This is a genomic window from Shinella sp. OV683 (genome assembly GCF_057787725.1).
In genome coordinates this window covers 3,896,562-3,922,951 of record NZ_CM173543.1, presented here as the reverse complement: position 1 = coordinate 3,922,951, position 26,390 = coordinate 3,896,562, and the positions used below count along the sequence as shown (strand labels likewise).

The 26,390-nt window shown below is 60.2% G+C and carries 23 protein-coding genes; 11 read left to right on the top strand and 12 right to left on the bottom strand.

What is annotated here, in order from left to right; translation table 11 throughout:
* Positions 1 to 7: 7 nt before the first annotated feature.
* Positions 8 to 421, top strand: a complete 414-nt coding sequence (parS, locus tag ACXHRN_RS19030; protein ID WP_488637873.1) for a type II RES/Xre toxin-antitoxin system antitoxin — start codon at positions 8 to 10, stop codon at positions 419 to 421.
* A complete protein-coding gene (locus ACXHRN_RS19025; RefSeq protein WP_488637872.1) occupies positions 422 to 853 on the top strand; it encodes an RES family NAD+ phosphorylase in 432 nt (143 codons plus the stop codon).
* A 24-nt stretch (positions 854 to 877) separates the two neighbouring features.
* Here ACXHRN_RS19025 and ACXHRN_RS19020 read toward each other — a convergent pair whose 3' ends face one another.
* Genes ACXHRN_RS19020 through ACXHRN_RS19010 form a run of 3 tightly spaced genes read right to left on the bottom strand, consistent with a single transcriptional unit; the run spans position 878 to position 2,681 of the window.
* Positions 878 to 1,318 (bottom strand): DUF6691 family protein, encoded by a 441-nt coding sequence (locus ACXHRN_RS19020; protein WP_488637871.1) that lies wholly within the window; start codon positions 1,316 to 1,318, stop codon positions 878 to 880.
* Between the two features lie 9 nt (positions 1,319 to 1,327).
* Entirely contained in the window at positions 1,328 to 1,744 is a 417-nt protein-coding gene (locus ACXHRN_RS19015) for a YeeE/YedE family protein (protein WP_488637870.1), read from the bottom strand.
* A gap of 58 nt (positions 1,745 to 1,802) precedes the next feature.
* Positions 1,803 to 2,681, bottom strand: coding sequence for an AraC family transcriptional regulator (locus ACXHRN_RS19010; RefSeq protein ID WP_488637869.1), 879 nt, complete (start codon positions 2,679 to 2,681; stop codon positions 1,803 to 1,805).
* A gap of 28 nt (positions 2,682 to 2,709) precedes the next feature.
* Here ACXHRN_RS19010 and ACXHRN_RS19005 point away from each other — a divergent pair, with 28 nt between their 5' ends.
* On the top strand, positions 2,710 to 3,117 hold the full coding sequence (locus ACXHRN_RS19005; RefSeq protein ID WP_488637868.1) for a DUF2000 family protein: 408 nt from the start codon (positions 2,710 to 2,712) through the stop codon (positions 3,115 to 3,117).
* Here the strand turns inward: ACXHRN_RS19005 and ACXHRN_RS19000 are convergent, their stop codons facing one another.
* Positions 3,118 to 3,957 carry a DUF6030 family protein gene (locus ACXHRN_RS19000; protein WP_488637867.1) on the bottom strand — a complete coding sequence of 280 codons (840 nt, stop codon included), beginning with the start codon at positions 3,955 to 3,957 and terminating at the stop codon, positions 3,118 to 3,120.
* 195 nt (positions 3,958 to 4,152) lie between these two features.
* Here ACXHRN_RS19000 and ACXHRN_RS18995 point away from each other — a divergent pair, with 195 nt between their 5' ends.
* The gene (locus ACXHRN_RS18995) at positions 4,153 to 7,065 is read left to right on the top strand and encodes an aminotransferase (RefSeq protein ID WP_488637866.1); all 2,913 of its coding nucleotides are present in this window, start codon (positions 4,153 to 4,155) and stop codon (positions 7,063 to 7,065) included.
* A 39-nt stretch (positions 7,066 to 7,104) separates the two neighbouring features.
* On the opposite strand, the gene ACXHRN_RS18990 is transcribed toward ACXHRN_RS18995, so the two are convergent.
* The 7 genes from ACXHRN_RS18990 to ACXHRN_RS18960 form a co-directional block, all read right to left on the bottom strand.
* Complete coding sequence (locus ACXHRN_RS18990; RefSeq protein ID WP_488637865.1) at positions 7,105 to 7,602, bottom strand: hypothetical protein; 498 nt, start codon at positions 7,600 to 7,602, stop codon at positions 7,105 to 7,107.
* A gap of 148 nt (positions 7,603 to 7,750) precedes the next feature.
* Positions 7,751 to 8,389 carry a TetR/AcrR family transcriptional regulator gene (locus ACXHRN_RS18985; RefSeq protein WP_488637864.1) on the bottom strand — a complete coding sequence of 213 codons (639 nt, stop codon included), beginning with the start codon at positions 8,387 to 8,389 and terminating at the stop codon, positions 7,751 to 7,753.
* Positions 8,386 to 8,898, bottom strand: coding sequence for a hypothetical protein (locus ACXHRN_RS18980; protein ID WP_488637863.1), 513 nt, complete (start codon positions 8,896 to 8,898; stop codon positions 8,386 to 8,388). The genes ACXHRN_RS18985 and ACXHRN_RS18980 overlap by 4 nt, the downstream gene beginning before the upstream one ends.
* Complete coding sequence (locus ACXHRN_RS18975) at positions 8,891 to 11,743, bottom strand: 2Fe-2S iron-sulfur cluster-binding protein (RefSeq protein ID WP_488637862.1); 2,853 nt, start codon at positions 11,741 to 11,743, stop codon at positions 8,891 to 8,893. The genes ACXHRN_RS18980 and ACXHRN_RS18975 overlap by 8 nt, the downstream gene beginning before the upstream one ends.
* Positions 11,740 to 12,012, bottom strand: coding sequence for a sarcosine oxidase subunit delta (locus tag ACXHRN_RS18970; protein WP_488637861.1), 273 nt, complete (start codon positions 12,010 to 12,012; stop codon positions 11,740 to 11,742). Before ACXHRN_RS18970 ends, ACXHRN_RS18975 begins: the two co-directional genes overlap by 4 nt.
* A 14-nt stretch (positions 12,013 to 12,026) precedes the next feature.
* A complete protein-coding gene (locus ACXHRN_RS18965) occupies positions 12,027 to 13,280 on the bottom strand; it encodes a sarcosine oxidase subunit beta family protein (RefSeq protein WP_488637860.1) in 1,254 nt (417 codons plus the stop codon).
* Positions 13,281 to 13,520: 240 nt separating this feature from the next.
* Positions 13,521 to 15,935, bottom strand: coding sequence for a GcvT family protein (locus tag ACXHRN_RS18960; RefSeq protein ID WP_488637859.1), 2,415 nt, complete (start codon positions 15,933 to 15,935; stop codon positions 13,521 to 13,523).
* A 443-nt stretch (positions 15,936 to 16,378) separates the two neighbouring features.
* On the opposite strand from ACXHRN_RS18960, the gene ACXHRN_RS18955 reads away from it, so the two are divergent.
* The 7 genes from ACXHRN_RS18955 (at position 16,379) to ACXHRN_RS18925 (ending at position 23,793) form a co-directional block, all read left to right on the top strand.
* A complete protein-coding gene (locus tag ACXHRN_RS18955) occupies positions 16,379 to 17,659 on the top strand; it encodes an NAD(P)/FAD-dependent oxidoreductase (RefSeq protein WP_488637858.1) in 1,281 nt (426 codons plus the stop codon).
* 86 nt (positions 17,660 to 17,745) lie between these two features.
* Positions 17,746 to 18,633: an ABC transporter permease gene (locus tag ACXHRN_RS18950; protein WP_488637857.1), complete on the top strand. Its 888-nt coding sequence runs from the start codon at positions 17,746 to 17,748 to the stop codon at positions 18,631 to 18,633.
* Positions 18,630 to 19,442: an ABC transporter permease gene (locus ACXHRN_RS18945; protein WP_488637856.1), complete on the top strand. Its 813-nt coding sequence runs from the start codon at positions 18,630 to 18,632 to the stop codon at positions 19,440 to 19,442. The genes ACXHRN_RS18950 and ACXHRN_RS18945 overlap by 4 nt, the downstream gene beginning before the upstream one ends.
* A 41-nt stretch (positions 19,443 to 19,483) precedes the next feature.
* Complete coding sequence (locus ACXHRN_RS18940; protein WP_488637855.1) at positions 19,484 to 20,560, top strand: ABC transporter substrate-binding protein; 1,077 nt, start codon at positions 19,484 to 19,486, stop codon at positions 20,558 to 20,560.
* 72 nt (positions 20,561 to 20,632) lie between these two features.
* Complete coding sequence (locus tag ACXHRN_RS18935) at positions 20,633 to 21,253, top strand: cupin domain-containing protein (protein WP_488637854.1); 621 nt, start codon at positions 20,633 to 20,635, stop codon at positions 21,251 to 21,253.
* Positions 21,246 to 22,325: an ABC transporter ATP-binding protein gene (locus tag ACXHRN_RS18930; RefSeq protein WP_488637853.1), complete on the top strand. Its 1,080-nt coding sequence runs from the start codon at positions 21,246 to 21,248 to the stop codon at positions 22,323 to 22,325. The genes ACXHRN_RS18935 and ACXHRN_RS18930 overlap by 8 nt, the downstream gene beginning before the upstream one ends.
* Before the next feature lie 40 nt (positions 22,326 to 22,365).
* A complete protein-coding gene (locus ACXHRN_RS18925) occupies positions 22,366 to 23,793 on the top strand; it encodes an aldehyde dehydrogenase family protein (RefSeq protein WP_488637852.1) in 1,428 nt (475 codons plus the stop codon).
* Positions 23,794 to 23,831: 38 nt separating this feature from the next.
* On the opposite strand, the gene ACXHRN_RS18920 is transcribed toward ACXHRN_RS18925, so the two are convergent.
* On the bottom strand, positions 23,832 to 26,384 hold the full coding sequence (locus tag ACXHRN_RS18920) for an EAL domain-containing protein (protein ID WP_488637851.1): 2,553 nt from the start codon (positions 26,382 to 26,384) through the stop codon (positions 23,832 to 23,834).
* Positions 26,385 to 26,390 lie beyond the last annotated feature (6 nt).

Sequence of the window (26,390 nt, the reverse complement as noted above, 5' to 3'; positions counted from 1 at the left end):
GGATCACTTGGACAGAGTCGATGTAGGCGCGGAACGCACAGCTGATATCGGTGACTTGCTTAGCAGGGCTGCAGGCGGCCAAATTGAAAACTTTAATGGGCGATCGATCGAAAAGCTGAAATCCTTCGGTTTCTCGATGGATGAGCTGTATCGGTTTGTCGCGCCGCGTCGAACACTTGCGCGGAGAATACAGAAGAATGAGGCTCTCTCTTTGAGAGAAAACGATAGCGCCCAGCGCATTATACGGATCAGCGAGCTTGCCGAGCGGGTCTTCGGCAATACCGAGAAGGCGCAGCGTTGGCTGCGCAAGCCCAGTCGCGCGCTCAACGGCGTTGTTCCGATCGATCTGTTGGAATCGGAAACTGGCGCTCATCTCGTCGAGGAGGAACTCTATCGTATCGACTTCGGAATATATGCCTGAATGTACCTCTGGCGGATCTCCAATTATGTCGACTTGTCAGGCAGGGGCGGCGTCATAGCCGCTGGACGTTGGCACAATGTCGGTCAACCCGTCGTCTATTGCTCGGATCATCCGGCAACAGCATTGTTGGAAGTCCTCGTTCATGTCGACGCGGAAGACCTGCCCGATCAATATCAGCTTCTGAAAATCCATTGCCCTGATGAGATCTTCGTCATCGACGCAGAGATCAACGCGTCGGACATCGACGACATATCAAAAACACGTGCCTATGGCTCACGCTTCCTCGCTGACGATCAGCTATGCATCCTTTCTATCCCCTCAGTTGTAATGCCTGCGGCACGCAATTATCTCATAAACCCGGCATCAAGGCAGGCGGGCCTGATCACGATCGAGACCGCACAACGCTACTTCTTCGACAAACGCCTGAAATGAAAACATGGCTGCGGGGCCTCACACTCAGCTAAACCCTTGCCATCCTGCCGACTCGCGTCGCATCGATCCCCCGGCAATCAGCATCCCAACGATCATCGCCGCGACGAATACGACGCTGTCGAGATTGAACAGACCGAGCGCTGGGATCGCCCCGCCCGGGCAGAAGCCGGCAATGCCCCAGCCGATGCCGAAAACGGCTGCGCCGCCGATTAGTCTGGTGTCGATGAGCTTGCTCTTGGGCAGGTGAAATTCAACGCCCAGCACCGGTGCCTTTCGGCTGCGAAAAATCCAGAAATAGCCGGGGATCGCCACTGCAAGGCCGCCGCCCATCACGAAGGCAAGGCTGGGGTCCCAATTGCCGGCGATATCGAAGAAATTCAACACTTTGGCCGGATTGATCATGCCGGAGATTGCGATGCCGAGGCCGAAGAGGGCGCCGAACAGCAGTGCGGATAAGATCTTCATTGTCGTGCCTTAAATTAGATGCCGGATGACGAACACGGTGATGAATGCCGTGGCCATGAAGGTGACGACGGCTGCCAGCGAACGCCGTGAAAACCGCGCCAGGCCGCAAATACCATGACCGGACGGGCAGCCGGCGCCGAAGGTGACGCCGATGCCGACGAGAATGCCGCCGCCGATCAGCATCACGGGTGTCGCGGGCACGGCGAACTCGATCGTGCCGCCGAGCTGCCGATACGCGAAAGGCGCGATCACGGCGCCGAGCAGAAACGCTGCACGCCACGCCCAGTCCTTGGCCACAGGCGGCACGATGCCACCGAGTATGCCGGTCATGCCGGCGATGCGGCCGTGGAACGCCATCAACAGCACGGCGGAGAGGCCGATCAGCGCGCCGCCGAGCGCGGAATAAAGTGGGGTAAACTCAGTCATGTCCATTCCCGAAGCCATTCTTGCTTATCTACATTATACTAATTATCGAGAAAGTGGACTATCCCGCTTTCAGCCCCTTGGACGCAAGCGCCGCCCAGCGCCCCGGCGTCATGCCGTAGGTCTTCTTGAAATGCCGGGTGAGATGCGCCTGATCGGCAAAACCGGTCTCGGCCGCAATGTCGGCCAGCGGCATGCCGCGACCGATTTTCTCGCGTGCTGACGCCAGCCGGCGCATGATCATGAAACGATGCGGCGTCGTGCCATAGAGCGCGCGGAAATGCCGGGCAAGTGCGAAGCGGTCGAGGCCGGATATGTCTTCCAACTGGCTCGAGGCGATATTCTCATTGGCATGCGCGGCGAGGAAGTCTCGCACCTTCATAAGTTCGCGCACCGGTAACAGCGGTGCACTCTTCGCGAGCTCGGAGGACAGTTCGGTCAGCATCGGCGCAAGCAGCGCCAAAAAACCGTCGGCTTCGAGGTCTTCCAGCCGGTCATCCATCGTCGAAAGCACCGAGGCGAGCAGGCGTGCAAGACGCGGATGGCTGACGACGGGATCGGCGATAAACGGCAGGCTGCGTCCGCCGTTGGCAAGCGCTGGCGCCAGCAGCGCCGGTTCGAGATATAGCATGCGGTATTTCAGCCCCGCCTCGTCACCGGCGGCACCGTCATGCACCTCGTCGGGATGTAGGATGATGCAGTCTCCCGGCAGGCTGAAGCGCTTTTCGCCGCGGTAGCGAAAGGTCTGCACGCCGGACATAGTGATCCCCAGCGCATAAGTGTCGTGACGATGCGGCGCAAAGGCCTCGCCCTCGAACTGCGCCTCCATGCGCTCCAGACCGGGCAGGCTGAAGTCATGGATGATGTGCTCGCGCCCGCCATTCGTGCACAAACGTTCAAGACCGCTTTCGCCGCTGTGGACTAGCTTGGCGTCATCCATCGGCAGACCCAATTGGAGTGTTCATTTCGTGTTCGATACCAAAATCGTCGTCATCTTGCGGGACAATCTCGCGACTTGGCAAGCCTTGAATGTCACGGCCTTCCTGATGACCGGCATTGTCTCGCAAAATCCCAAGTTGCTCGGCGAGCCCTATCGCGACCGCGCAGGCCACATCTACAATCCGATGAGCATACAGCCCGTCGTCGTCCTCTCCGGCGATCAGGCTGTGCTTGCCAATGCCCAGCGCCGCTGCCTCGAACAGGAGATCGTTGCATCGGCCTATGTCGAGGAGATGTTCTCGACAGGACATGATGTTGCCAACCGCGAGGTTTTCGCGCAGTTTTCGCCTGATGATGCCAAGCTGGTGGGGCTCGCTTTCCGCGCGCCGAAGAAGATTGCCGACAAGATCAGCAAGGGCGCGAAAATGCACGCCTGATCAGGTCTTGGCTTTGGCTTTGGGCTCCGGTTGGGCGATCGCCGGCCCGCCATATTCCGGCAGCAGCGGATAGAACTTCTCGCGGTCGAAGAAGGCATCGGTGCGCCGTTGCGCCGGGTTCAGCGCTGCCTTGCCGAAGATTAGATTGTAACGTCCGGCATCAGAGAACTCACTGGAAAACTTGGCGCTGACGCCTGAGATATTGGATGCAAAAGGTGTCAGCGCCGCAATCTTGTGCTTCTCGTCATCGATCTCCTTCCAGCCGGTCGCCTTGGCAAACTCCGTCAGCACATTGGTGGCCATGGCTGTCAGCTCTTTGCGCGCAGCCTCGGATGTGAAGATGAACTTGACCCTGGCAGAAAGAAGCGTGCCATCCGGCGCGCCCTTGATCATCAAAAAGAAGCTTGAGGGATCATCGGGCTTTTCAGCATTCGGGATCATCTTCTCGTTCCAGCACTCATTGACCTTCTTGGAGTAGCTGCCGGGCTGCCATTTGCTCATCGGGAAGCCGGAGCGATTGAAGAGTTCGCAGAGGCTTTCACCATCCTTGTGCATGTTCCGCAGGAAGCCGCTGTCCTTGCCCTTGATTTCGGGCATGAAGACATAGGTATCGAGCATCACCTCGACACCCTTCAGCCGCTTGCCCTTGAATTTCTCCATGGTGCCGGGCTTGGGGATCACCATTGTCTGCATCACCGGGATACCCAGCGCCCGCGCCAGCCGGTTGTAGTTGCGATGATTGTTGGCAAGCAGAACGGTTGCCGCGATGGCCGCGCCAATAACAAGAAACAGGAACCAGAAGAACAGGGTCCCGCGTTTGCGCCGAGGTATGCTTTCCATGGTTCTTTCGACGGGATTCATGCAGACCGGACGTTTGGCAGCTGCATAAGTCTAAAGTCGCCTCGGAAAGATGACAAGCTGCGAACAGATTTTAATGTGCGTTGCAGCATGGGCATCGGTTGCTCTCCAATCGTGCTTTGCTCTAACATCGCAATTCATTCTAAAAAGATAATTGTGGCGGGAGCGAAACCAATCATGCTGGAAAAGAGTGCCTTTGGACGTGCGGAACTGCCTCGGCCAGACGTAAGCGCCGCCGATGCCGAAGCTATTTTCCGCAACGACTACGGCCTCGAAGGCAAAATCGTCGAACTCGGCAGCCAGCAGGACCGCAATTTCCGCATCGATACCGGCAAGGGCCGCTATGTCCTGAAGATTTGCCACGCCGAATATCGCAAGGTCGAACTCGAAGCGCAGAACGCCGCCATGCGCCATCTTTCCGGAGTCAGAGGCGCCCCCTCGGTGCCGCAGCCGATCGTGGCAAAGGATGGTTCGGAGATCCTGTCGCTCGACATCAAGGGCCAGCCCTGCCAGGTCCGGCTGCTGACCTATCTGGAAGGCGAGCCGCTGACCCGCCGCAAGTTCCTTCCCGAAGCAAGCGTTGCGGCCTTGGGTCGTGTCTGCGGCGAGACAGCAAGAGGGCTGGAGACGTTCCGCCATCCCGGGCTTGACCGGCAGATCCAGTGGGATCTTCGCCATGCAATCACCATTGCCGATGCGCTGATGGCCTCGGTTCCCGATCAGGCAAAGCGCGCGCGGATCATGCAAGTTCTCGTGGCGGCTGACGAACTGGTGAAGCCGCATTCGCCAGACTTTCGCTCTCAGGCTATCCACCAGGATATCACCGACGACAACGTGGTGGCGGTGATGGATGCTGACGGCCGGCCCATCCCCAATGGCGTCATCGATTTCGGCGACCTGATGACGGGCTGGCTGATCGCCGATCTCGCCGTCTGCTGCGCATCGCTGCTGCATCATGCCGGCGGCGATCCGTTCTTCATCCTGCCGGCGGTCAAGGCCTTTCACGAGGCCCATCCGCTCAACGAAGCCGAAGCGGCCGCGCTCTGGCCGCTGATCGTGCAGCGCGCGGGCGTGCTAATTGCCTCGAGCGAGCAGCAATTGGTGCTGGAACCGGACAACGATTATGTCCTCGGCAATATCGACCACGAACGGATGATCTTCGAGGTCGCGACCTCGCTGCCGATGGGCGTGATGCAGGCTGCAATCCTCGATGCTGTCGGTCTATCGAGGGCCGCAAAGCTGCCGCAATTGCATCGACTGCTGCCTGATGTCGACCCAGCCAGAATCGACATCGTGCCGCTTGATCCATTGAGTCCGCATTTCGATCAGGGCAACTGGCATCAGCCGGGAATCGATCAAAGAGTTCTGCATGAGACCGCTGGAGAAACCGGTGTCGCGCTCGCTCGCTACGGCGAGTACCGCCTTTCGCAGACCCGCCATCACAGTGACACCCCTTCGGCAACCCAGTCGCTGTTCATCGAACTGGCGCTGCCGGCCGCAACGCGCATCTCGGCGCCTTTTTCCGGTGCCATCGAGTTCGATGGCGGACAGCTGCGCCTCGTCAGCCATGATCTGGTGCTGATCCTTCAGGGCGTCGACACTGTCTTGGAGACCGGCATGAAGGTTGCCGCCGGGCTTGAACTGGCCGTCGCCGCCGGCGCCGGGCATCTGAAAATCCAGCTATGCACCGACCCGTCGATTGTTCCGCCTGAATTCGTCATGCCGCATCAGGGCAAGGCATGGTCGGTACTCTGCCCGTCACCCTCGGCCCTGTTGGGTGGCGATTTCGACGCGCCGAAACTTCAGAGCGAAGCACTGCTGGAAACACGCCAGGCACATTTCGCCAAGCCGCAGAAGAACTATTACCGGCGCCCGCCGCAAATAGAGCGCGGCTATCGCGAGCAAATGTATGCCATGGATGGCCGCACCTATCTCGACATGGTCAACAATGTTGCGATAGCGGGCCATGGTCATCCAAGGCTGGCGCAGGCGGCTGGCCGGCAGTGGTCGCTGCTCAACACCAATTCGCGCTTCCACTACGCTGCGGTGGCCGAATTCTCCAAGCGGCTGGCCGATCTGGCGCCGGAAGGTCTGGATACGGTCTTCCTCGTCAATTCGGGCTCCGAGGCGGTCGACCTGGCATTGCGGCTCGCCTGGGCACATTCGGGCGCGCGCAATATGCTCAGCCTGCTCGAGGCCTATCACGGCTGGACCATGGCGAGTGACGCCGTCTCGACCTCCATCGCCGACAATCCGCAGGCGCTGACGACGCGGCCAGCTTGGGTGCACGCGGTCATGTCGCCCAACACCTATCGCGGCCCGTTCCGCGGGCCGGATTCCGCCCTGGGATACATTGCGGCGGCGGAAGCTGCCCTGAAGAATATCGATGCCAAGGGCGAGAAGCTCGCCGGCTTCATCTGCGAAACCGTCTATGGCAATTCCGGCGGCATCCCGCTGCCCAAAGGCTATCTGAGGGAAGTCTACCGCATGGTCCGCGAGCGCGGCGGTGTTGCTATCGCCGACGAAGTGCAGGTCGGCTATGGCCGCCTCGGGCATTACTTCTGGGGTTTCGACGAACAGGGCGTGACGCCGGATATCATCACCATTGCCAAGGGCATGGGCAATGGCCAGCCGCTGGGCGCGGTGATCACGTCAAGGGCGATCGCTGACTCTTTGGAGCGCGAAGGCTACTTCTTCTCCTCGGCCGGCGGCAGCCCGGTTAGCTCGGTGGTCGGCATGACGGTGCTCGACATCATGCGCGACGAGAAGCTGCAGGAAAACGCCCGCGATGTCGGCGACCACCTCAAGGGCCGGCTCGAAGCGCTGGGACAGCGCTTCCCGATCATTGGCGCCGTGCACGGCATGGGGCTTTATCTCGGTCTCGAATTCGTCCGCGACCGCCAGACGCTGGAGCCGGCGAGGATGGAGACGGCAGGCATCTGCGACCGCCTGCTCGACCTCGGCGTGATCATGCAGCCGACCGGCGATCACCTCAACGTACTGAAGATCAAGCCACCGCTCTGCCTGAGCAAGGAAAGTGCGGATTTCTTTGCCGATATGCTGGCGAAGGTGCTGGACGAGGGGTGGTGACCCGTCCTCCCCGATTGCAGCCAACCCACGAGTTTTCAACTAGGGACGAATTCCCAGAATTCCGTAGAGTCTGTCCCGCACTTTCTGTGGGTTTTTCATCGCTTCAACATAGGCGCTGCGCTCTTTCAACAAAATCTTAGTCCGGGCCATTCGTTCGGGACCGCAGGTCTTGTCTTTGTTTTTCTGTGCCTCTTCCAGCGCCTTGGAGAAGATGGCTGATTGATCCGCGGCCTGGCCGAAGCATTCTGCAATCGGCTTCTTAATCTCGATCATTCCGTACTCAACCTGATCAAGTTGCTCCGCGAGCTTGGCATATCCGCATGCACGAAGTACGAAATGATCGTCGGCGATCCTGTAAGCGCGTCCTTTACTGTATCTCTCAAAGCAACCTTGCTTCCAGTTGGTCGGGTCGCCACACAATAGGCTATGAATGGATAGCAGTTGTTTCTCAGAGACATCACACTCCACTCCGTGAGAGGATGTGGCGCCGATTAATGAAAAGAGCATCAGGAGTAAGAAGAACAATTTTGTCCGCATAACAGCTTCCGGCTCCAGAGCTTTTGTTTGATGTCATAACAGGGCTGGACAGCCGGCCGCGAATATCTGCCGGTTCACTTGCAGCCGTTGATGTCTTTGGCGGTCGAAATTCCGGGCCTTCGCTAGTATGTGCGCGGTCGCTTTGAGTCTACCCTTGAATCCGAAGAGTCAGCCTTCTTGACACTTCGATATCCTCTGGCGTCGGCTCCTGGCCGCTGAAACTCCTGAGATAGGCGGTCACATGGAAATGGCGGGTTTCGAGGTCCTCATCGATTTCAAGGAAATAGTGGCCGATTTGGGTGAAGTAGAGCACCCGAGCGCGAATTAGCGCATCCTCATCCTCGTAGCCGTGCCGACGGTACATAGCCGCAATCGCCTCCAGCCGTTGCGCGTCGCCCTGTTTGACCACCTCCTTCACGGCATCTGAGCGCCGTGCCCAAAGCCGGACCGCCATGTCAAGCTTGTGGTCGAATAGATTCTCATCGGTCCAGCATTCGAAGACGTTGACAATGCCGCGAATGATGTTCGGCGCCGGCCGCATGGCGCGTTCGATGATCGGTCCGGTATTTTCTTCCAACCAGTGTTCCAGCAACTGGTCGTGCAGGTCCTGCAGGCTTTCGAAGAACCAGTAGAAGCTCGAACGCGAGACGTTGAGCTCCTTGGCGATCACCTGGATCTTCACATGGTCGATGCCGTCCGTCACCAGCGTGGCGATGGCGTGGTTGAGCCAATCCTCCTTGGTGGATTTGCCCTGCACTTCGCCTGAGGTGACAGCGAGCGTCGTCAATCCCGCGCCTCCAGCCACTGCCAGATGAAAGGCGCAAAACCGCGCTCGACATGCAGGCGCAGCTTGCCTTCGTGGTAATAAACGATCGCCGCCTGTCCGGCAAACGTGGTCGCGGCGCTTGGGCTCTGGATGCTCGGATCGACGAACATCGCCTCCTGCAGCAGCGCCTCGATGCCATCACCTTCGAATTCGAAGACATGATAGGTGGCGCTGACATCGGTTGCGGCATAGCCCTCCGGATGCCAGCCGGGACCGAGCGCATCGGCCGAGCCGTTGACGACCAGCACGCGGTCACGCGCCACCCGCAGCGAATAGCTCTGGCCCGAAACCTCCTGAAACAGTCCCGCGTCAGTGTCCGGCAGCCCAGCCTTGGCGGCAAACGCCGCAAGATTGCCGCTGACGAGATGCTGGCTTTGCAAGGCCACGGTCTTCGCAGTCAAGTTTTCACGGTCCAGTGAAACATCTGTCCACGCGGGAACGGCCGGCCAGCTTGAAGTCAAATCACGCATTGAGGCGTCCTCCTTCCGGATCGAAGGCGCAGGGGCCTGTTATGCGGGCCTTCCGCATCTCGCCGAAATGCCTGATATCGATGATCTCGCCGTGGCGAGCAATGCCGCGCTCGATCAGCGCCAGCGCAATCGGCCGTCCCAGCGTCGGGCTCATGTAGCTCGACGTGACATAGCCGATAGAGCGGTTCTTGCCGCGCTCCCATTCGACGCCATGTCCACCCGCCGGCAACGGTGGGCCGTCGTCGATGACTTCGAGGCCGATAAGCTCCTTGCGGTCGGTGCGCTGCGCATCTTCCAGCATCAGCGAGCGCTTGCCGATGAACTCGACCTTCTTGTTCTTGAGCGGACCATGCAGCCCCATGTCGGCAGGCCGTGTCAGGCCGTCGGTGTCCTTGCCGACGATGATGTAGCCCTTTTCGGCACGCAGCAGCAGCAGCGCTTCCGAGCCCAGCAGCACGGCGTCGAATGCCTGACCGTTTGCCTTCAATTCGGCCCACAGCGTCTCGGCGCGGTCGGCTCGAATGGTGATTTCATACGAGCGGTCGCCTGTGAAGCTGACGCGGGTGATGCGGATCGGATCACCATGGTAGCTGCCATGGGTCAGCGACATATGCGGCAGGGTCTCGTCATCGAGCGCGGCGGCGCCGAAGTCGATCATCGACAGCAGGTCGCGCGAGCGCGGCCCGGTCACGGTCAGCGTGGCGTAGTTTGCCGTGGCGTTGTGGATGAACACACGCGTGCGATCGAAGCGATCCTGCCGCCAGTCTTCGAGCATCGAATAGACGCCAGCGACATGCGAGGATGAGCAGGAGACGACGAAGTGGTCGTCGGCCAGTCGCACCAGCACACCGTCGTCGTAGACGATGCCGGTCTCGGTGAGGATGAAGCAGTACCGGCATTTGCCCGGCTTCAAGGTCGAGACCGTGTTGTAGAACATGAAATCAAGGAATTCAGCTGCTTGCGGGCCGATCACCTCGATCTTGCCGAGTGTCGAGCCGTCGAACAGTGCCACTGACGCGCGCGCCGCCAGCACTTCGCGGGCGATCTCGTCGTCGGCAGTGCCGGTGCCGAAATAGGCCGGGCGCAGCCAGCCGCCGTAATCCCAGAACACCGCGCCATCGGCACGATGGACATTTTCAAGCGGCAGGCGCTTGACCGGATTGAAGAAGTTGCCCGAGCGTTTGCCGGTAAAGCTGGCCAGCGGCACCGGCGTAAAGGGCGGCCGATAGGTGGTGGTGCCGACTTCAGGAATGGTTCGGTTGGTCAGCGTTGCCATCAGTGCAAGACCATTGAGGTTGGATGTCTTGCCCTGGTCGGTGGCCATGCCGAGCGTTGTGTAGCGCTTGAGATGTTCCACCGAGGTGAAATTTTCACGCGCGGCGAGTTCGACATCCTTGGCGGTCACGTCGTTCTGGAAGTCGATCCAGACGCGGCCTTTTTGGCCGGGCTCGGGCCATGCGGGCGAGATGGCATAGTTTTCAGCCTTATCCGTCGAGACGATGTCAGAGAGCAACAGCTTGCCATTCGCCGCACCCACCACCGTCAACCCGCTGACTTCCGTACCCGGCACGAAGGTCTGCAGGTTCTCATCCCAATTCAGCTTGCCCCTGGCCTGCCCATAGAGATGGATCGTCGGCGTCCAGCCGCCTGAAACCAGCACGGCATCGGCAGAAATCCTCGTGCCATCGTCCAGCACCACGCCGACGACCTCCCTCTTGCCGAGGGCCTGCACGACGCGTTTTCCCGCAATCAAGGTAAGTCCAGGCTGACCATGGGCAAGCTTGGCGTCGGTGCGATGATCCACGATCGTCACCTTGGCGCCGGCTGCGGCAAGTGCCACACCGACTTCAATAGCGGAGGAATTGTTGCTGGCGATGACGACATTCTTGCCGACCGCGACCGCTTGCTGACGCAGGTAGTAGAGACCAGCATCCGCCGACATGATGCCGGGGAGGTCGTTATTGACAAAGGGCATGGGACGCTCGATGGCACCTGTCGCGAGCACGACCTGCTTCGGCCGGACACGCCATAGCGTATCCCGCCTGATAACATCGGGCTGCTTGCCATCGGAATGCCGCTGGTTGAGACCAACAGTATTGTGGTCATAGATGCCGAACGCAGTCGTATCGGTCAAAAACACGGCGCCTAGCGCCTTCAGTCGGTCGACCGTCGCAGCGACCCACTCGGCAACCGATTTGCCGTCGATCCTGGCATCCTGATCCCGATGCAGCAGCGAACCGCCGGCAACCGGCTTCTCGTCGGCGATCATCACCTTCTGGCCGGCTTCGGCTGCCGCCAGCGCAGCCCTCAAGCCGGCAGGCCCCATGCCGATCACCAGCAAGTCCGGATGCGCGTTACGCTGCGTTGCCAAGCCTGTTCTTTGCCATTTGGTATCGACCTTGCCGAGGCCCGCCATTTCGCGGATGCGCGGCTCGAACAGGTGCCAGTTCGGAAACATGAAGGTCTTGTAGTAGAAGGCGGCCGGAATGAAGCGCGAGAACCGGTCGAGATAGGCAAACTTGTCGCCCGCCGCATCCGGCGCATTGTTCACGCTGCGGACCACGAGACCATTCTTCGCAGCGACCACCGTGGCGCGATTGTTGGGCGAGCCGCTGATGCTGCCGGACAGGTCGATCAGCGCATTCGGCTCCTCCGAGCCATGACCCCAGATGCCGCGCGGCCGATGATACTTGAAACTGCGACCGATGAGCTTGATGTTGTCGGCAATCAGCGCCGAGGCGACGGTATCACCTTCGAAACCCTCAACGATCTGACCGTCGAACATGAACCTCAGTGGACGAGAACGATCGATCGAGCCGCCCGTGGACAAACGAAACGCACTCATGCGGCGTCTCCTTCCGGCAGAAGAGCGGTCGAGGAGGTGACTGCGTGTGTCACGGTATCGCGCGTCATCGTGAAAACTTCCATGCAGGTGAGATGCTTCCAGATTTCCTTCGCTTCGCCGCGCGGATTGTTGTGGGCAAAGAGATAGTCGGTCCAGGTCTCTGTGGTCACGTCCGTGAAACCTTCGGGCCGCAGGTTGCCGAGATCACCGGCGAAGTGGAATTCGACTTCGGGCCGCAGGCCGCAGAAAGGGCAGGGGAAGAGTTGCATCCTATTGTCCTTTCTCAGTGCGCGATGCCGGAGCCGGCGGCTTCGTCGATCAGCCGTCCGGTGCGGAAGCGGTCGAGGTCGAAGGGTCGGGACAGGTCGTGGTGCTTGCCGGTTGCCATCAGGTGCGCAAGCGTCACCCCGCCGCCCGGAATGGCCTTGAAGCCGCCCGTGCCCCAGCCGCAATTCAGATAGAGGCCCGGCAGCGGGCTTTCGCCGATGATCGGCGAGGAATCCGGCGTCACGTCGACAACGCCGCCCCATTGCCGCATCAGCTTGAGCTGGCCGAGCGCCGGGAACATCTCCAGAAGGCCCGAGATCACCGTTTCAAGCGCCGGCATGTTGCCGCGCTGGGCATAGGACGGCACGCGGTCGATGCCGCCGCCGATCACGAACTCGCCCTTGGCCGACTGGTTGACATAGGTGGCGGTGGCAGGCGCCAGCACGGTGCAGCCGAGCGCCGGCTTGACGGGTTCGGAGACACAGGCCTGCAGCGTGTAGGAAATGATCGGCACGCGGAACCCTGCTTTCGCGGCCATTTGCGATGAGTGGCCGGCAACGGCGAGGCCGACGCGATCCGAAAGGATACGGCCCTTCGGCGTCACCACGCCGCGGCAACGCCCGCCCTCGATGATGAAGTCCAGCACCTCGCAATTCTGGATGATATCGACTTTGAGCCTGTCGGCGGCGCGGGCATAACCCCAGGCGATTGCGTCGTGGCGAGCGGAGCCGGCGCGACCCTGCCAGACGCCGCCCAGTACCTGGAAGCGGGCATTCGGCGAAAGGTCGTAGAGCGGCACCAGCCTTTTGATATCCGCGACGCTGAGCAGTTCGGAATCGATGCCATTGATCTGCATGGCATTGACAAGGCGGGAGGCAATTTCCATCTCGCCCTTGGAATGCACCATGGTCAGCACGCCGTGCTGCGAGAACATGATGTTGTAGTTGAGTTCCCTGGACAGGTCCTCGTAGAGCTTCAGCGAATATTCGTAGAGCGCCGCGCTCTCGGGATAGAAGTAGTTCGAGCGGATCGTCGTCGTGTTGCGGCCCGTATTGCCGCCGCCGAGCCAGCCCTTGTCGATGACGGCGACATTGGTCATGCCATGGTTCTTGGCGAGGTAATAGGCCGTGGCCAATCCGTGGCCGCCTGCGCCGACAATGATGGCGTCATAGCGCGATTTTGGCTCAGGCGAACGCCAGGCCTGCTCCCAGCCCTTCTGGTTGGCGAGGCCTTCCTTGATCAGGGAGAGGGCTGAGTAGTGTTTTGTCATGAGCGGGCCTCACTGGCGTGCAATTCGGCGAGGCGTCTTTCACCCCTCACCAACTTCGGCCAGGGGCTCGCGATGCTCGCCCGGCCTGCATATCCTCTCCCACAAGGGGAGAGGTAGATTTGCGGCGGTGTCTGATCTTTGCCTCTCCCCTTGTGGGAGAGGATAGCAAGCCCATGCGAAGCAAAGCTGAGCATCTGGGCGCGCTTGGTGAGGGGTAAGCTCCAACGCTGGCCGGCCATCTTAAGCCCGCAGCACTTTCCCCATCGGGTCATAAGGCGACGGCTCGATGATGCGGCAGCCACGCTCCTCGCCGACGATATGCGTCAGGAATTCCGTGCCCGGCACAGCAAATTCGCGATCGACCAGCGCCATGGCGATCGACTTGCCGATCGTGTAGCCGTAGCCACCCGAGGTGACGTAACCGACCAGCTTGCCGTCCTTCCATATCGGCTCGTAGCCCGACGCATCCGCATCGACGGCATCGACCTCGATCGTCACCTGCAATTGCTTGGCCGACTGCGTTTCCTTCTCGGCGACCGCTGCCTGCTTGCCGACGAAATCGGCCTTGTCGAAATCGATGAAACGATCGAACAGCGTCATCTGCGGCGTATAGCCCTGCGTGAATTCCCGGGACCAGATACCGTAGCTCTTCTCCAGACGCATCGACAGCGATGCGCCAAAACCGATGTCGCGCAGGCCGAGGTCGGCGCCGGCCTTCATCAGTGTCTCACGTACCGTGCGGTGCTGGCTCGCCGGAACGTTGATCTCGTAGCCCATCTCGCCGGTCACCGACATGCGGCCGACCTTGGCGCGGACGAGACCGATATCGATGGTCTTGGCGGCGAGGAACTTGAAGTTGGCGTTGGACACATCGTCCTCAGTCGTGCGCTGCAACACCTCGCGCGAAAGAGGCCCGCAGAGCGAGAAGCCGACCCAGGCATCGGAGAGGTCGTTGACCACGACGCCTTCCATCGGGAACAGGTCGAACCAGCGCATGTGCCATTCGCGCAGGTAATAGGAGCCCATGATCCAGTAGGTATCATCGCCCCAGTTGAAGATGGTCAGGTCGCCCTTGAGCTTGCCGTTGGGCGCCAGCATCGGTGCCAGCACCGAGCGGCCCGGCTTGGGGATCTTGCAGGCAAACACCTTGTCGAGCCATTCGAACGCCTTCGGCCCCTTCACCTCGTAGCGGGAGTAGCCCGAAATATCGATCAGCCCGACCTTTTCGCGCGTATGCAGCACTTCCTGGCCGACGATATCGAAGGCGGTCGAGCGGCGCAGCGTGTGGTTTTCGACATAGTCCTTCGGGGCATAATAGAGCGGCACTTCGAGGCCCCAGGAGGAGCCCCAGCGTGCGCCGGCCTCGGTCATCACGTCATAGGAGGGCGAGACCTTTAGCGGTCGGCCGGCCGGAAGCTGCTGGTTGGGATAGGTCATCACGAACCGGCGGGAGTAGAACTGACCGGTGGTTTCCTTGATATATTGGCGGTTGGCGGTGTGGGCGCCGTAGCGGGCGATATCCATGCCGAAGATGTCGTCTTCCGGCTCGCCATGGATCATCCATTCGGCGAGCGCCTTGCCGACGCCGCCACCCTGCATGAAGCCGGCCATGACGCCGCAGGCCAGCCAGTAGTTCGGCACGCCACGCGACGGGCCGACCAGCGGGTTGCCGTCGGGCGTGAAGGTGAACGCACCATTGACCCAGCGCTTGATACCAGCACGTTCGAGGATCGGATAACGCTCGTAGGACAGCGTCAGTTCGTGCTCGATGCGGTCTGCGTCTTCCTGGATCAGGTCGAAACCATAATCCCACGGCGCGCCGTCCATATTCCAGTGGCGGTGGTCGAGCTCGTAGATGCCGAGCAGGATGCCCTTCTGCTCCTGGCGGAGATAGGAGAATCCGTCGAGGTCGACCATGGTCGGCAGCTCTTGCTTCAGTTCCGCGACCTCAGGGATCGCCTCTGTCACCAGATACATGTGTTCGAGCGGAGATACCGGCAGCTCCAACCCAGCCATGCGGCCGACCTGCTTGGCCCAGAGACCGCCGGCATTGACGACATGCTCGGCATTGACCGTACCCTGCTCGGTGACGACATCCCAGGAATTGTCCGGGAGTTGCTTGAGTTCGATGACGCGGTTCTTCTCGACGATCGAGGCGCCGCGCATGCGGGCAGCCTTGGCATAGGCGTGCACGACGGCTGACGGATCGATATGGCCTTCGCGATCGGCATAGAGGCCGCCGATGATGCCGTCCGGCTTGACGATCGGGCAGCGGTCGAGGATCTCCTCGACCGAGATCATCCGCACGTCATCGATGCCGGTCGACTGGAAAACACGGTAGGACGCTTTCAGCGCATCCCAGCGGTCCGGGTTGCAGGCATAGGAAATGCCGCCGGTCGTGTGCATGCCGATATTGACGCCGGATTCCTTTTCGACCTCGCTCAAGAGATCGATCGTGTAAGCGTGCAGCGTCGCGACATTGGGATTGGAATTGAGTGCATGGAAGCCGCCGGCCGCGTGCCAGCTGGAGCCCGAGGTCAGAACATTGCGCTCGATCAGCAGCGTGTCGTTCCAGCCATACTTGGCGAGATGATAGAGAACCGAGGCGCCAACCACGCCGCCACCAATGACCACGACCTTGTAATGCGACTTCACGACATGCTCCCTCTGCGCCCGTATGGCGGCAATTCGTAGAATATATGTACATGGATGTCTACAAAGATTCCGACCCAGAGGCTGTCCTATTTCGGACGGTTTAATGACGCTGGCGGCGTCGTCGGTCAACATGGCCGCAGACCAGCAAAGAATAACGGTAATGCCGGAGCCATTTATGGACATATATGTCCAAGTGCTGAAGAACTGATATGGTGAAATGCGAAAGATGTCCGGCATTCGCGTTCCAGCCCGAATGAATTTTGAAGTTCAGCACAAAGCGCGGGTTGAGTAACCGATATTCAGAATTGCAATCCGTGTTTTTTGCGGGTGTGTCGGCGACTCGACTCTTCGGTTCTGCCGGTTTAAACTGAAGCTATCTTTTCAGAATTGTGAAATTGCACTATCATTTCTGCATATTTTAATCCGTTTTGGAGAACTGCGCCGTGCCCGCGTTTAGCGAACCAGTATGGGCGGAACTGACCAAACCCACTCATGTCGATGCATCTGCAAAGACAGGACACCCTGTCGATCTTGCCGTCGTCGGCGGTGGGATCATGGGGTTGGCGACGGCTTTCCATGCTGCCAGGAGCGGTCTTAGGGTTCAGGTTCTCGAGGCCGGAACGATGGGTGAAGGCGCCAGCGGATTGAATGGCGGCCAGGTGATTCCCGGACTCAAATATGATCCGGAAACACTGATCGAAAAGTTTGGGCAAAAACGAGGCGAGGCACTGGTCGATTTTGCCTCTCGCACTGCGGATGCAGTCTTCGATCTGATCCGCGATGAAAAATTGGAGGTGCCGCACAACCGCAACGGCTGGATCCAGGCATGCCACACCGAGACGGCGCTCAAAGCAGCGGAGTCACGCTTCCGGCAATGGAATGCGCGGGGCGCCGATGTCGCAATGCTCGACGATGCCGGCATGGAGAAGCTGATCGGCACCAGCAACTATCATGGCGGCTTTCTCGATCGCCGGGCGGGCGTCATCAACCCGCTTGCCTACGTCTTCGAATTGGCACGCATTGCCCGCGCTGCTGGTGCCGATATCAGTGAAAATGTCGAAGTGCGCAGACTTGAGAAGCGCGCCGACGGCTGGACGCTGACCCTTTCCGACGGCCATGAGATGCGGGCAAGATCCGTCGTGGTGGCGACCAACGCCTATTCCGGCCGCCTTATTCCCGGCCTTGCCCGCAGTCTGGTGGCGCTGCATTCCTTCCAGATCGCCACGGAACCGCTTTCGGAGCATGTCGCCCGCGATATTCTCCCGCAGGGCCAGGCCGTGTCGGATTCCCGGCGCATCCTCGTCTATTTTCGCAGGACACAGGATCGCCGCCTGATCATTGGCGGCCGTGGACCGATGTCGCGGCCACGGCATATCGACGACTGGGCGCATCTCGAGCGTGCCATGTCGCGGCTGTTTCCGTCACTCTCCGATGTCGTCGTAGACAAGCGCTGGTATGGCCGCGTGGCGATGACATCAGACCATCTGCCGCATCTGCACGAGCCGGAAAAGGGCCTGCTGACCTTCGTCGGTTGCCAGGGTCGCGGTGTCGGCCTGATGACGGCGATGAGCAAGCGCATCGTCGATTACATCGTATCGGGCGATCCGGCCACGTTGCCGTTCGCCATCACCCCGATCAAGCCCATCCCGTTTCATTTTCTCAGGAATGTCGGCGTGGCCGGCATGATCGCCTGGTACCGCATGCTGGATGCGATCGAACAATAACCGGGGCTAAGACGCCAGCGAATTTTCTTGACAGTTTCTCAGAAATGAAAATGATGGTTTGAATTTCATTTTTCAGAAATTCCACCATGGCAAATGTCGAGACATCGTCTTCGAAAATATCGAGCGGATCGCGGGCCGGGTTTCTGCTTGGCATGACGCTGCCCGGTGGCATTGTCACCTTCATCCTCATCCTGTTCGCACTCGGCCTCGTGGTCTTCCTCGGCTTCCGTATCAATGGCGGCGCATTGATGGGCGATGGTTTCACGCTCTCGAACTTCGTGACCGTCGTCAGCGATCCGCTTTATGTCACCGTCACGTTACGCTCGCTGCTGATTGCCGGACTGGTCACGATCGCAACGGTGGTGACGGCTTATCCGGTCGCCTATTACCTCGCCTTTCACGCCGGACGCCGGCGCAGCCTGATCCTGTTTCTCGTCACGCTGCCCTTCTGGACGAGCTATCTGCTCAGGGTCTTCGCCTGGAAGATCGTGCTCGCCTATAACGGCGTGCTCAATTCCTTCCTGACCGGCACCGGCCTTCTCAGCGAGCCGTCACTCGCCTTCCTCAACACCCCGGCGGCGGTGATTATAACGTTAGCACATGCTTACGCACCATTTGCCATCCTGCCGATCTATGTTGCGCTCGAGACGATGCCGAAATCACTGATCGAGGCGGCGGCCGATCTCGGCGCCAAGCCGATGCAGGCCTTCCGCCGGGTGGTGCTGCCTTATTCCATGCCGGGCGTGCTGGCCGGGGCGCTGGTGGTGTTCGTGCCGACGATCGGCGATTACGTCACTCCGGCGCTGGTCGGTGGGCCGTCGAGCACCATGATCGGTTCGCTGATCCAGGCGCAGTTCGGCAAGGCCAATGATTGGCCCTTCGGTGCCGCGCTGTCGGTCTCGGTCATGCTGATGATCCTGGTCGTGCTGGTGGTGATCCGCAGCGCCGACAGAAAATTCGGGAGCCGGGCATGAGCGCGCGGGCAATGGGCGAGGGCAGCGGACGCTGGTGGCTGAGCGCTTATGTGATCGGCTACCTGATATTCCTCTATTTACCAGTCGCGCTCATTCCGCTGTTTTCATTTAATAATTCCATTCAGGCGGCGTTTCCGCTCCAGGGTTTCACGCTCGAATGGTATCGCACGCTGGCCAGCGACGAGGCGCTGCAGAATGCGCTCATGAACAGCATCGGCGTCGGCGTCGCGGCAGCCACAATCGCCACGCTCTGCGGCACCACCATCGCCTACATGGATGTGTTTGTCCGCACGCCGCTGGCCAGGACAATCTCCGGCATCGCGCGGCTGCCGATCCTCATCCCGGGTGTGATTATCGGCATTGCATTGCTCATTCTCGTCAACCTCGCCGGGCTCGGCCCGTCGCGCATTGCCATCGTTGCCGGCCATGTTTTGGCGGGGTTGCCAACCACGGTGGTGATCATGCGTGGCCGCTTCGCTGGCATTCCGCGTAGCATTGCAGAGGCGGCCGAGGATCTTGGCGCCAGGGAAGCGCTTGTGTTCTTCCGCATCCTGCTGCCGCTGAGCCTGCCGGCAATCGGCTCGGCCTTCATGCTCGCCTTTCTCACCAGCTTCGACGAGTTTATAATCGCCTTCTTCCTGGCCGGCACGGAGCCCACCCTGCCGCTCTACATCTGGGCGCAGCTGAGATTTCCGAAATCGCTGCCGATCGTCATGGCACTCGGCAGCGCCATCCTGGCGACTTCGGTCGTCATCGTCGCGCTGGCCGAATGGCTGCGCCAACGGGGCATGACCACCAAGACCAAGTGACAGCACATAACAATAACAAAACCACCAAGAGGAGAATGAAAATGAACAGGGAAAAAGCAGACAAAAAGGGCCTCGTCCGCAAGACTGGCCTCAGCATCCTCGCTGCCGTCATCGCCTCGGTCTCCGGCCCGGCGCTGGCCGACGGCAAGCTTAAATACTTCACATGGTCGGGCTATGAGCTGCCCGAATTCAACAAGAGTTTCCTCGCTGCCCACCCGGATGGCGTCGAGTTCTCGATGTTCGGCGACGACGACGACGCCTTCACCAAGGTGAAGGCCGGCTTCCGGCCCGACGTCGCCCACCCCTGCTATGACAAGGTGGCGCGATGGAACAAGGAAGGGTTGTTGCAGCCGATCGACACCAAGCGCATCAAGAACTGGGACAGCATCTTCCCGACCTTCCGCAACCTGCCCGACATCCAGGCTGGTGACGGCAAGGTGTGGATGGTGCCCTGGGACTGGGGCAACACGTCGATCCTTTATCGCACCGATCTGGTCAAGAACCCGGAAAAAAGCTGGAACCTGCTGTGGGACAAGCAATATGCCGGCCGCATGGCGACGATCGATGCCGTCCACGACACGCCGCTGGTTGCCGCTGTGCTGGCGGGCGTCAATCCGTTCGACATGAGCGCGGCTGACATGGACAAGGTCGCCGACAAGCTGCGCGAACAGCGGCCGCTTTTGACCAACTACACCACCGACATGACGTCGGTCGAGCAGTCGCTGGCCAGCGGCGCCTTGGTCGCCGCCATGACCTGGAATGCGTCTGCCGTCGCGCTTAAGAAACAGGGCGTGCCGGTCGAATTCATGAAGCCCAAGGAAGGCATGCTGACCTGGACCTGCGGTTACGTGCTCCTGAAGGACGCGACCAATGTCGACCTCGCCTATGACTTCATCAACAGCCGTCTGGAAACCGATGCGGGCAAATACCTCATCGAAGCCTATGGTTACGGCAGTTCGACAAGCACGGCTTTTGCGGCGGTGCCGAAAGCAACTCTCGACAATCTGCAACTGCCCGCAAATCCCGATGAAATGCTGAAAGGCACGATCTTCACGGGGCCGATGAAGCAGGCCGGCGAACTCGCCAAGATGTTCGAAAAGGTCAAGGCTGGCGGTTGATTCAAAGCGGCCGCGCGGGCAACCGTCCGCGCGGTCACATATATCCAGAAGAAACCAGGCGGTTGGGTGTGAATGAGTGATGACATGGCAGATGTGGTCGAAAAGCCGGGCCGCGATATCAGCGAAGCCGATATTCGGGTCGGGCGCCGCGTGCGTGCATTGCGTCTCGAGCGGAACCTTTCGCTCAGCGATCTCGGCGCCAAGGCCGGCATATCGATCGGCGCCCTCAGCCAGATCGAGCGAGGCCTCTCGTCGCTCAGGGTCAAGGTGATCTGGCCCTTGGCGGCAGCTCTTTCGGTCGAGCCAAGTGCATTGATTGGCGACGGCAACGAGTCCTCCAGCGATCTCTATTGCGTCCGCGCCCATGCGCGCCGGTCGCTTCCAGTCCATTCCGAAGGCATCGCCAAACAGCTTCTGTCACCTCCGGGCGCGACGCTGACCGGCATGATCGTCACTGTCGAGCCCGGCGGCGGCACGGCCGAGGCCTATGCCCATGCCGGCCATGAATTCGGCATCGTGATGACCGGCGAAGTGGAATTGACCGTTGATGGCACGACATACACACTGAAGCAGGGCGATAGCTTTGCTTTCAAAAGCACGCTGATGCACGCCTTCCGCAACAACGGGCGGGTACGAGGTGAAATCCTCTGGGTCAATACGACCAAACCATCAGAGGTGCGAGACAATGCCTGATAGCCTCTTGCGGTTGAAGTCCGTACGGAAGGAGTTTCCCGGCGGTGTGATCGGTCTGGACTCCATCGACCTCGACATTGCGACGGGTGAGTTCCTCACCCTGCTCGGTCCGTCCGGCTGCGGCAAGACCACCACGCTACGCGTGATCGCCGGCTTCGAAAGTCCTTCCAGCGGCGAGGTTCTGCTCGACAACCGGGATATCACCCCGCTGCGCGCCTATGACCGGCCGGTCAATACGGTCTTCCAGGACTACGCGTTGTTTCCACACATGGACGTCTCGGAAAACATCGAATTCGGTCTGTCGCTCAGGAAGATTCCCGCCGCCGACCGTGCCAGAAAAGTCACCTCGGCGTTGGACATGGTCGGTCTTGGAGACAAGAAGAAGGCGCGGGTTTCGGAGCTGTCGGGCGGCCAGCGCCAACGTGTCGCACTTGCCCGCGCTATCGTCTGCGAGCCGCGCGTGCTGCTGCTCGATGAGCCGCTCTCGGCGCTTGATGCCCATCTGCGCGAACAGATGCAGGTGGAACTGAAGCGACTGCAGACCAGTCTTGGCACCACGTTCGTGATGGTCACTCACGACCAGACCGAGGCTTTGTCGATCTCCGACCGCATTGTCGTCATGAACAAGGGACGCATCGACCAGATCGCCTCGCCGGCGGAGCTCTATGACCGGCCGGCTACGAAATTCGTGGCGGGCTTCATCGGCACAATGAACCTGCTTCCCGCCCGTTTTGTCGGCATAAGTGATGGCCGGATGCGGTTCGAAGCCGATGGGCTGAACGTTTTGACACCGGCAGAAGGCCCGCCACCGGCGCAGGGTGAGAGGCTCACCATTGGCATTCGGCCGGAAGATTTGATTGCCGTACCGGAAGCCTCGCCGGAGACCACGGAGGCGCACATTGTCAGCGTCGTCTTCCACGGCAAGACACTGAGGATGCATGCGGAAATCGGCAAAGGCACCAAAATCGTCATCGACATGCCACGCCAGGGCGAGATCGCAACGGCCGCTGCAGGCACCGTCTTAAACATCGCTTTGAGGCAGGGCGCCACTTGCCCGGTGCTCAGAGCCTGATACAAGATCCAACCATAATCAAGAAAATGGGAGTTTTCGCATGTCCAATCACCTGAAATTCTACATCAACGGCGAGTGGGTGTCGCCTGTCGTACCGGCAACGCTGGACGTCATCAATCCGGCCACGGAAGAGGCCTACACGCAGATTTCGATGGGCACGAAGGCGGATGTGGACAAGGCCGTTGCTGCCGCCAAGGCCGCTTTCCCGACGTTCTCCAAGACCTCGCATGCTGATCGCATCAAGCTCCTGAAGCGCATTCTTGAAGTCTACAACGAGCGTTTCGAAGATATCGCTGCGGCGGTTTCCGACGAAATGGGCGCGCCGATGAGCTTTGCGCTTGAGGCACAGGCCTGGGCCGGCCGCGCGCACATGGAAGCGACGATTGCCGCACTGGAAAACTACAGCTTTTCTGAAAAGCGTGGCTCGACCATGGTGGTCAAGGAGCCGATCGGCGTCTGCGCGCTGATCACGCCGTGGAACTGGCCGCTCAACCAGATCGTCTGCAAGGTTGCGCCCGCGCTCGCCGCCGGCTGCACTGTCGTGCTCAAGCCTTCCGAAATCGCCCCGATCAGCGGCATCGTGTTTGCCGAAGTCATGCATGCGGCGGGCGTGCCGAAGGGCGTGTTCAACCTCGTCAACGGCAACGGCCCTGACGTCGGCCAGGTCATGTCCGGCCATCCGGACGTCGACATGGTGTCGTTCACCGGTTCGACCCGCGCCGGCATCATCGTCGCCAAGACCGCGGCCGATACCGTCAAGCGCGTTGCTCAGGAACTCGGCGGCAAGTCGGCCAACATCATTCTCGAAGATGCCGATTTCGAGACCGCCGTGGCCAAGGGCGTCGAGGGCTGCTTCGGCAACACCGGGCAGTCCTGCGACGCGCCGACCCGCATGCTGGTGCCCAAGGCGCGCCACGATGAAGCACTCAAGATCGCCAAGGTCGCGGCCGAAGGCTTCAAGACCGGTGACCCCAAGGCGGACGACACCAATCTCGGCCCGGTCGTCAGCCAGTTGCAGTATGACAAGATCCAGCGCCTGATCCAGACCGGCATCGACGAAGGCGCAACAGTCGTGACCGGCGGCGTTGGCCGTCCGGAAAACCTCAACCGTGGCTACTACATCCGTCCGACCGTGTTCGGCCACGTGACACCTGACATGACCGTTGCCCGCGAGGAGATCTTCGGACCGGTTCTGTCGGTCATTTCTTACGAAGATGACGCCGACGCCATCCGCATCGCCAATGACACGGTCTATGGTCTGGCTGCCTACATCCAGTCGGAAAACATCGAGCATGCTCGCGCTGTCGCCAAGGAAATGCGCGCCGGCACGGTCAACCTCAACTACCCGGATTGGGATACGTTCTCGTCCTTCGGCGGCTACAAGCAGTCGGGCAACGGCCGCGAATATGCCGATTTCGGCATCCATGATTTCCTGGAAATCAAGAGCATCGTCGGCTACGGCGATTGATCTGATGTGATTGGTGGCGGGTGGGAAACTGCCCGCCGCTAGCTTTCCGTCCGCCATTTCTGTTGGCAGACGAAGCTTTCGATGCCGGCAAACGGCATCGGCCGGGCAAGCGCATAGCCCTGCAATATGTCGCAGCCGAGATCCTGCAGGATGCGGATATGCTCCCAGCTTTCGACGCCCTCTGCGACAACCTTGATCCCCAGTGACCTGCCGATCTCGATGATCGAGCCCACCAGCCGGCGCTGCTCGGGCGTCTCGACCAGCGGCTTGATCAGCGCACGGTCGATCTTCAACGTTCCCGGCCCGACCTTTAGCAGACTCATGATCGAGGCATGCCCGGTGCCGAAATCGTCGATCTCGATGCTGATGCCCATCGAACGCATAGCCTCGAGGTTCTTGAGCACCACATCGTCGCAGTCATCGAGGAAGATGGTTTCCAGCAGCTCGAAAGACACGGTGCCCGGTTCGATCTTCAGGCTAGACAGCTTGGATGCCAGGTTTGCGTCGTAGAGCCGGCGGGTGGAAACGTTGGCCGAAATTCTCGGCACCGGAATGCCAAGCTTCTGCCATATCGCAAAATCGTCGAGCGCTTTTTGCAGGATCATGCTGTCGATCGACTCCACGGCATCGAGGTCCTCCGCGATGGCCAGGAAGCGGTCCGGTGTCAGGATGCCCTTGACCGGATGGTTCCAGCGCGCCAGCGTCTCGGCGCCGACGATGTCGAGATTCTCGGCGAAGAACTGCAGCTGGTAATAGGGAATGAATTCCGAGTTTTCCAATGCCACCAAAATCTCGTCGGAGATGCGCTTGGTGTTGAGGACGTGGTTCTGGATGTCGATCGAAAAGAACTCGTGCCGATTTCGGCCGCTGCCCTTGGCGCGATAAAGCGCGATATCCGCATTGAGCAGCAGCTGCCTTGCATCGGCAGCCGGATCGCGGTCGAATGCGATGCCGATGCTGGCGCCGATGCGGCAGGTCATGCCGTTAAAATGCACCGGCTCGCGCATGCGATGAATGATCTTGTCGGCCAGCCGCGCGAGCTTGTCCTGGGCGCCGTCAAAATCGGCGAGGATGACGAACTCGTCGCCGCCGATACGCGCGACAAATCCTTCAGGCCCGACATTCTCACGTAAGACCTTGGCCGCGTGCAGCAGCATGGAATCGCCGGCCTGGTGGCCGAGCGTATCGTTGATCTGCTTGAAGCGGTCGAGATCGATATGCAGGATGGCGAGGCCAAGTCCGGATTGCGGGTCGCGATGGGCAAGCTTATCATCGAGGTAGCGGCGGTTCGGCAGGTCGGTCAGGAAATCGTGCAACGCGTTGTGCTCGATCTTCGCCTTTGCCGTTTCCAGTTCGGAGTTGCGCGCCTCGGCCAACAGCTTGGCGCGTTCGAGTTCCTGGCGGATGGTGATGTCGTCGGTCACATCCCAGTTGGCGCCGATCAGCTTCAGATGGCCGGAATTGTCCTCGAAGGGCGCGACGCGGGCGCGAATATGCCGGATCGCGCCATCCTTGCGAATGATGCGGAACTGGTTGGAGAAGTCGTTCCTGTCGTTGACACCATCATCGATGTGCTCTAGCGCCAGCGCGCGATCTTCCGGATGGATGATGTATTGCCAGTCATCCGCGCCCTGCAGATTCGGGGCACCTTCCATGTCCATGATCTGAAGCAGACGGTCATCAATCAGCACGGTCTGCTCGGTCAGGTCGGCCTCGAAGACACCGATGCGGGTGACTTCGAAGGCCAGTTCCAGCCGACGCGAGACATGGGCGAACTGTTCCTCGATCTGTTTGCGGGCGGTGATATCGAGGTCGGTGCCGACGACGCGGCTCGGCTTGCCGTCAGCATCCCATTCGATGCAGGAACCGCGGCATTCGATCCAGACCCAGCGGCCACTCTTGTGCCATTCGCGATATTCAAAAATGGAGGAGGAGATTTCGCCGTCGTTTTGCCTGCGGATGCACTCCAGCACATGCTCGCGATCGTCGGGATGCACCGATTGCAGCCATTGGTCGGTCTCGGCGCTCACCTCTTCGTGCGGTTCCATGCCGCGCAGCAGCTTCCACGTATCGGAATAATACATGGTGCCTTTCTTGAAATCGTGATCCCAGACGCCGAGCGTCGAAGACACCAGCGCACTGTTCCAGCGCTCTTCCCAGATGTGACGCTCAAGTTCCTCGCGCTTGCACTGGTCGATATCGGTCAACTGCACAAGCATGTCGGCAACGAAATCGGCGCCGACCCAATGCACCGCTGAAACGTTGACTTGCATCCACACCGGCATGCCATTGCGGATGAAACGGATCTCGGCGCTCAGCGCCTTGCGATCCGTGAGCTTGTGGCGGGTCAGGGTGAAATGCAGCCGGCCGGCATCTTCGGCAAAGGCCAGTGCGTGAAGCTGCGCATGCGGAGCCGACGCAAGGGCTTCGCCTACGAGCTCGGAGGCCATGACATTGGCATAGCGGATGCGGAAATCGGAAGAGAGCAGTATGGTGCCGACGGGCGCGTTTTCGATCAGCGTCGCAAGAAAAGTCTCGCCGCCGGGCACGCTGCTCGAGATTTGCTCCGTCTTAACGCTTGGCGACGACAATCTACT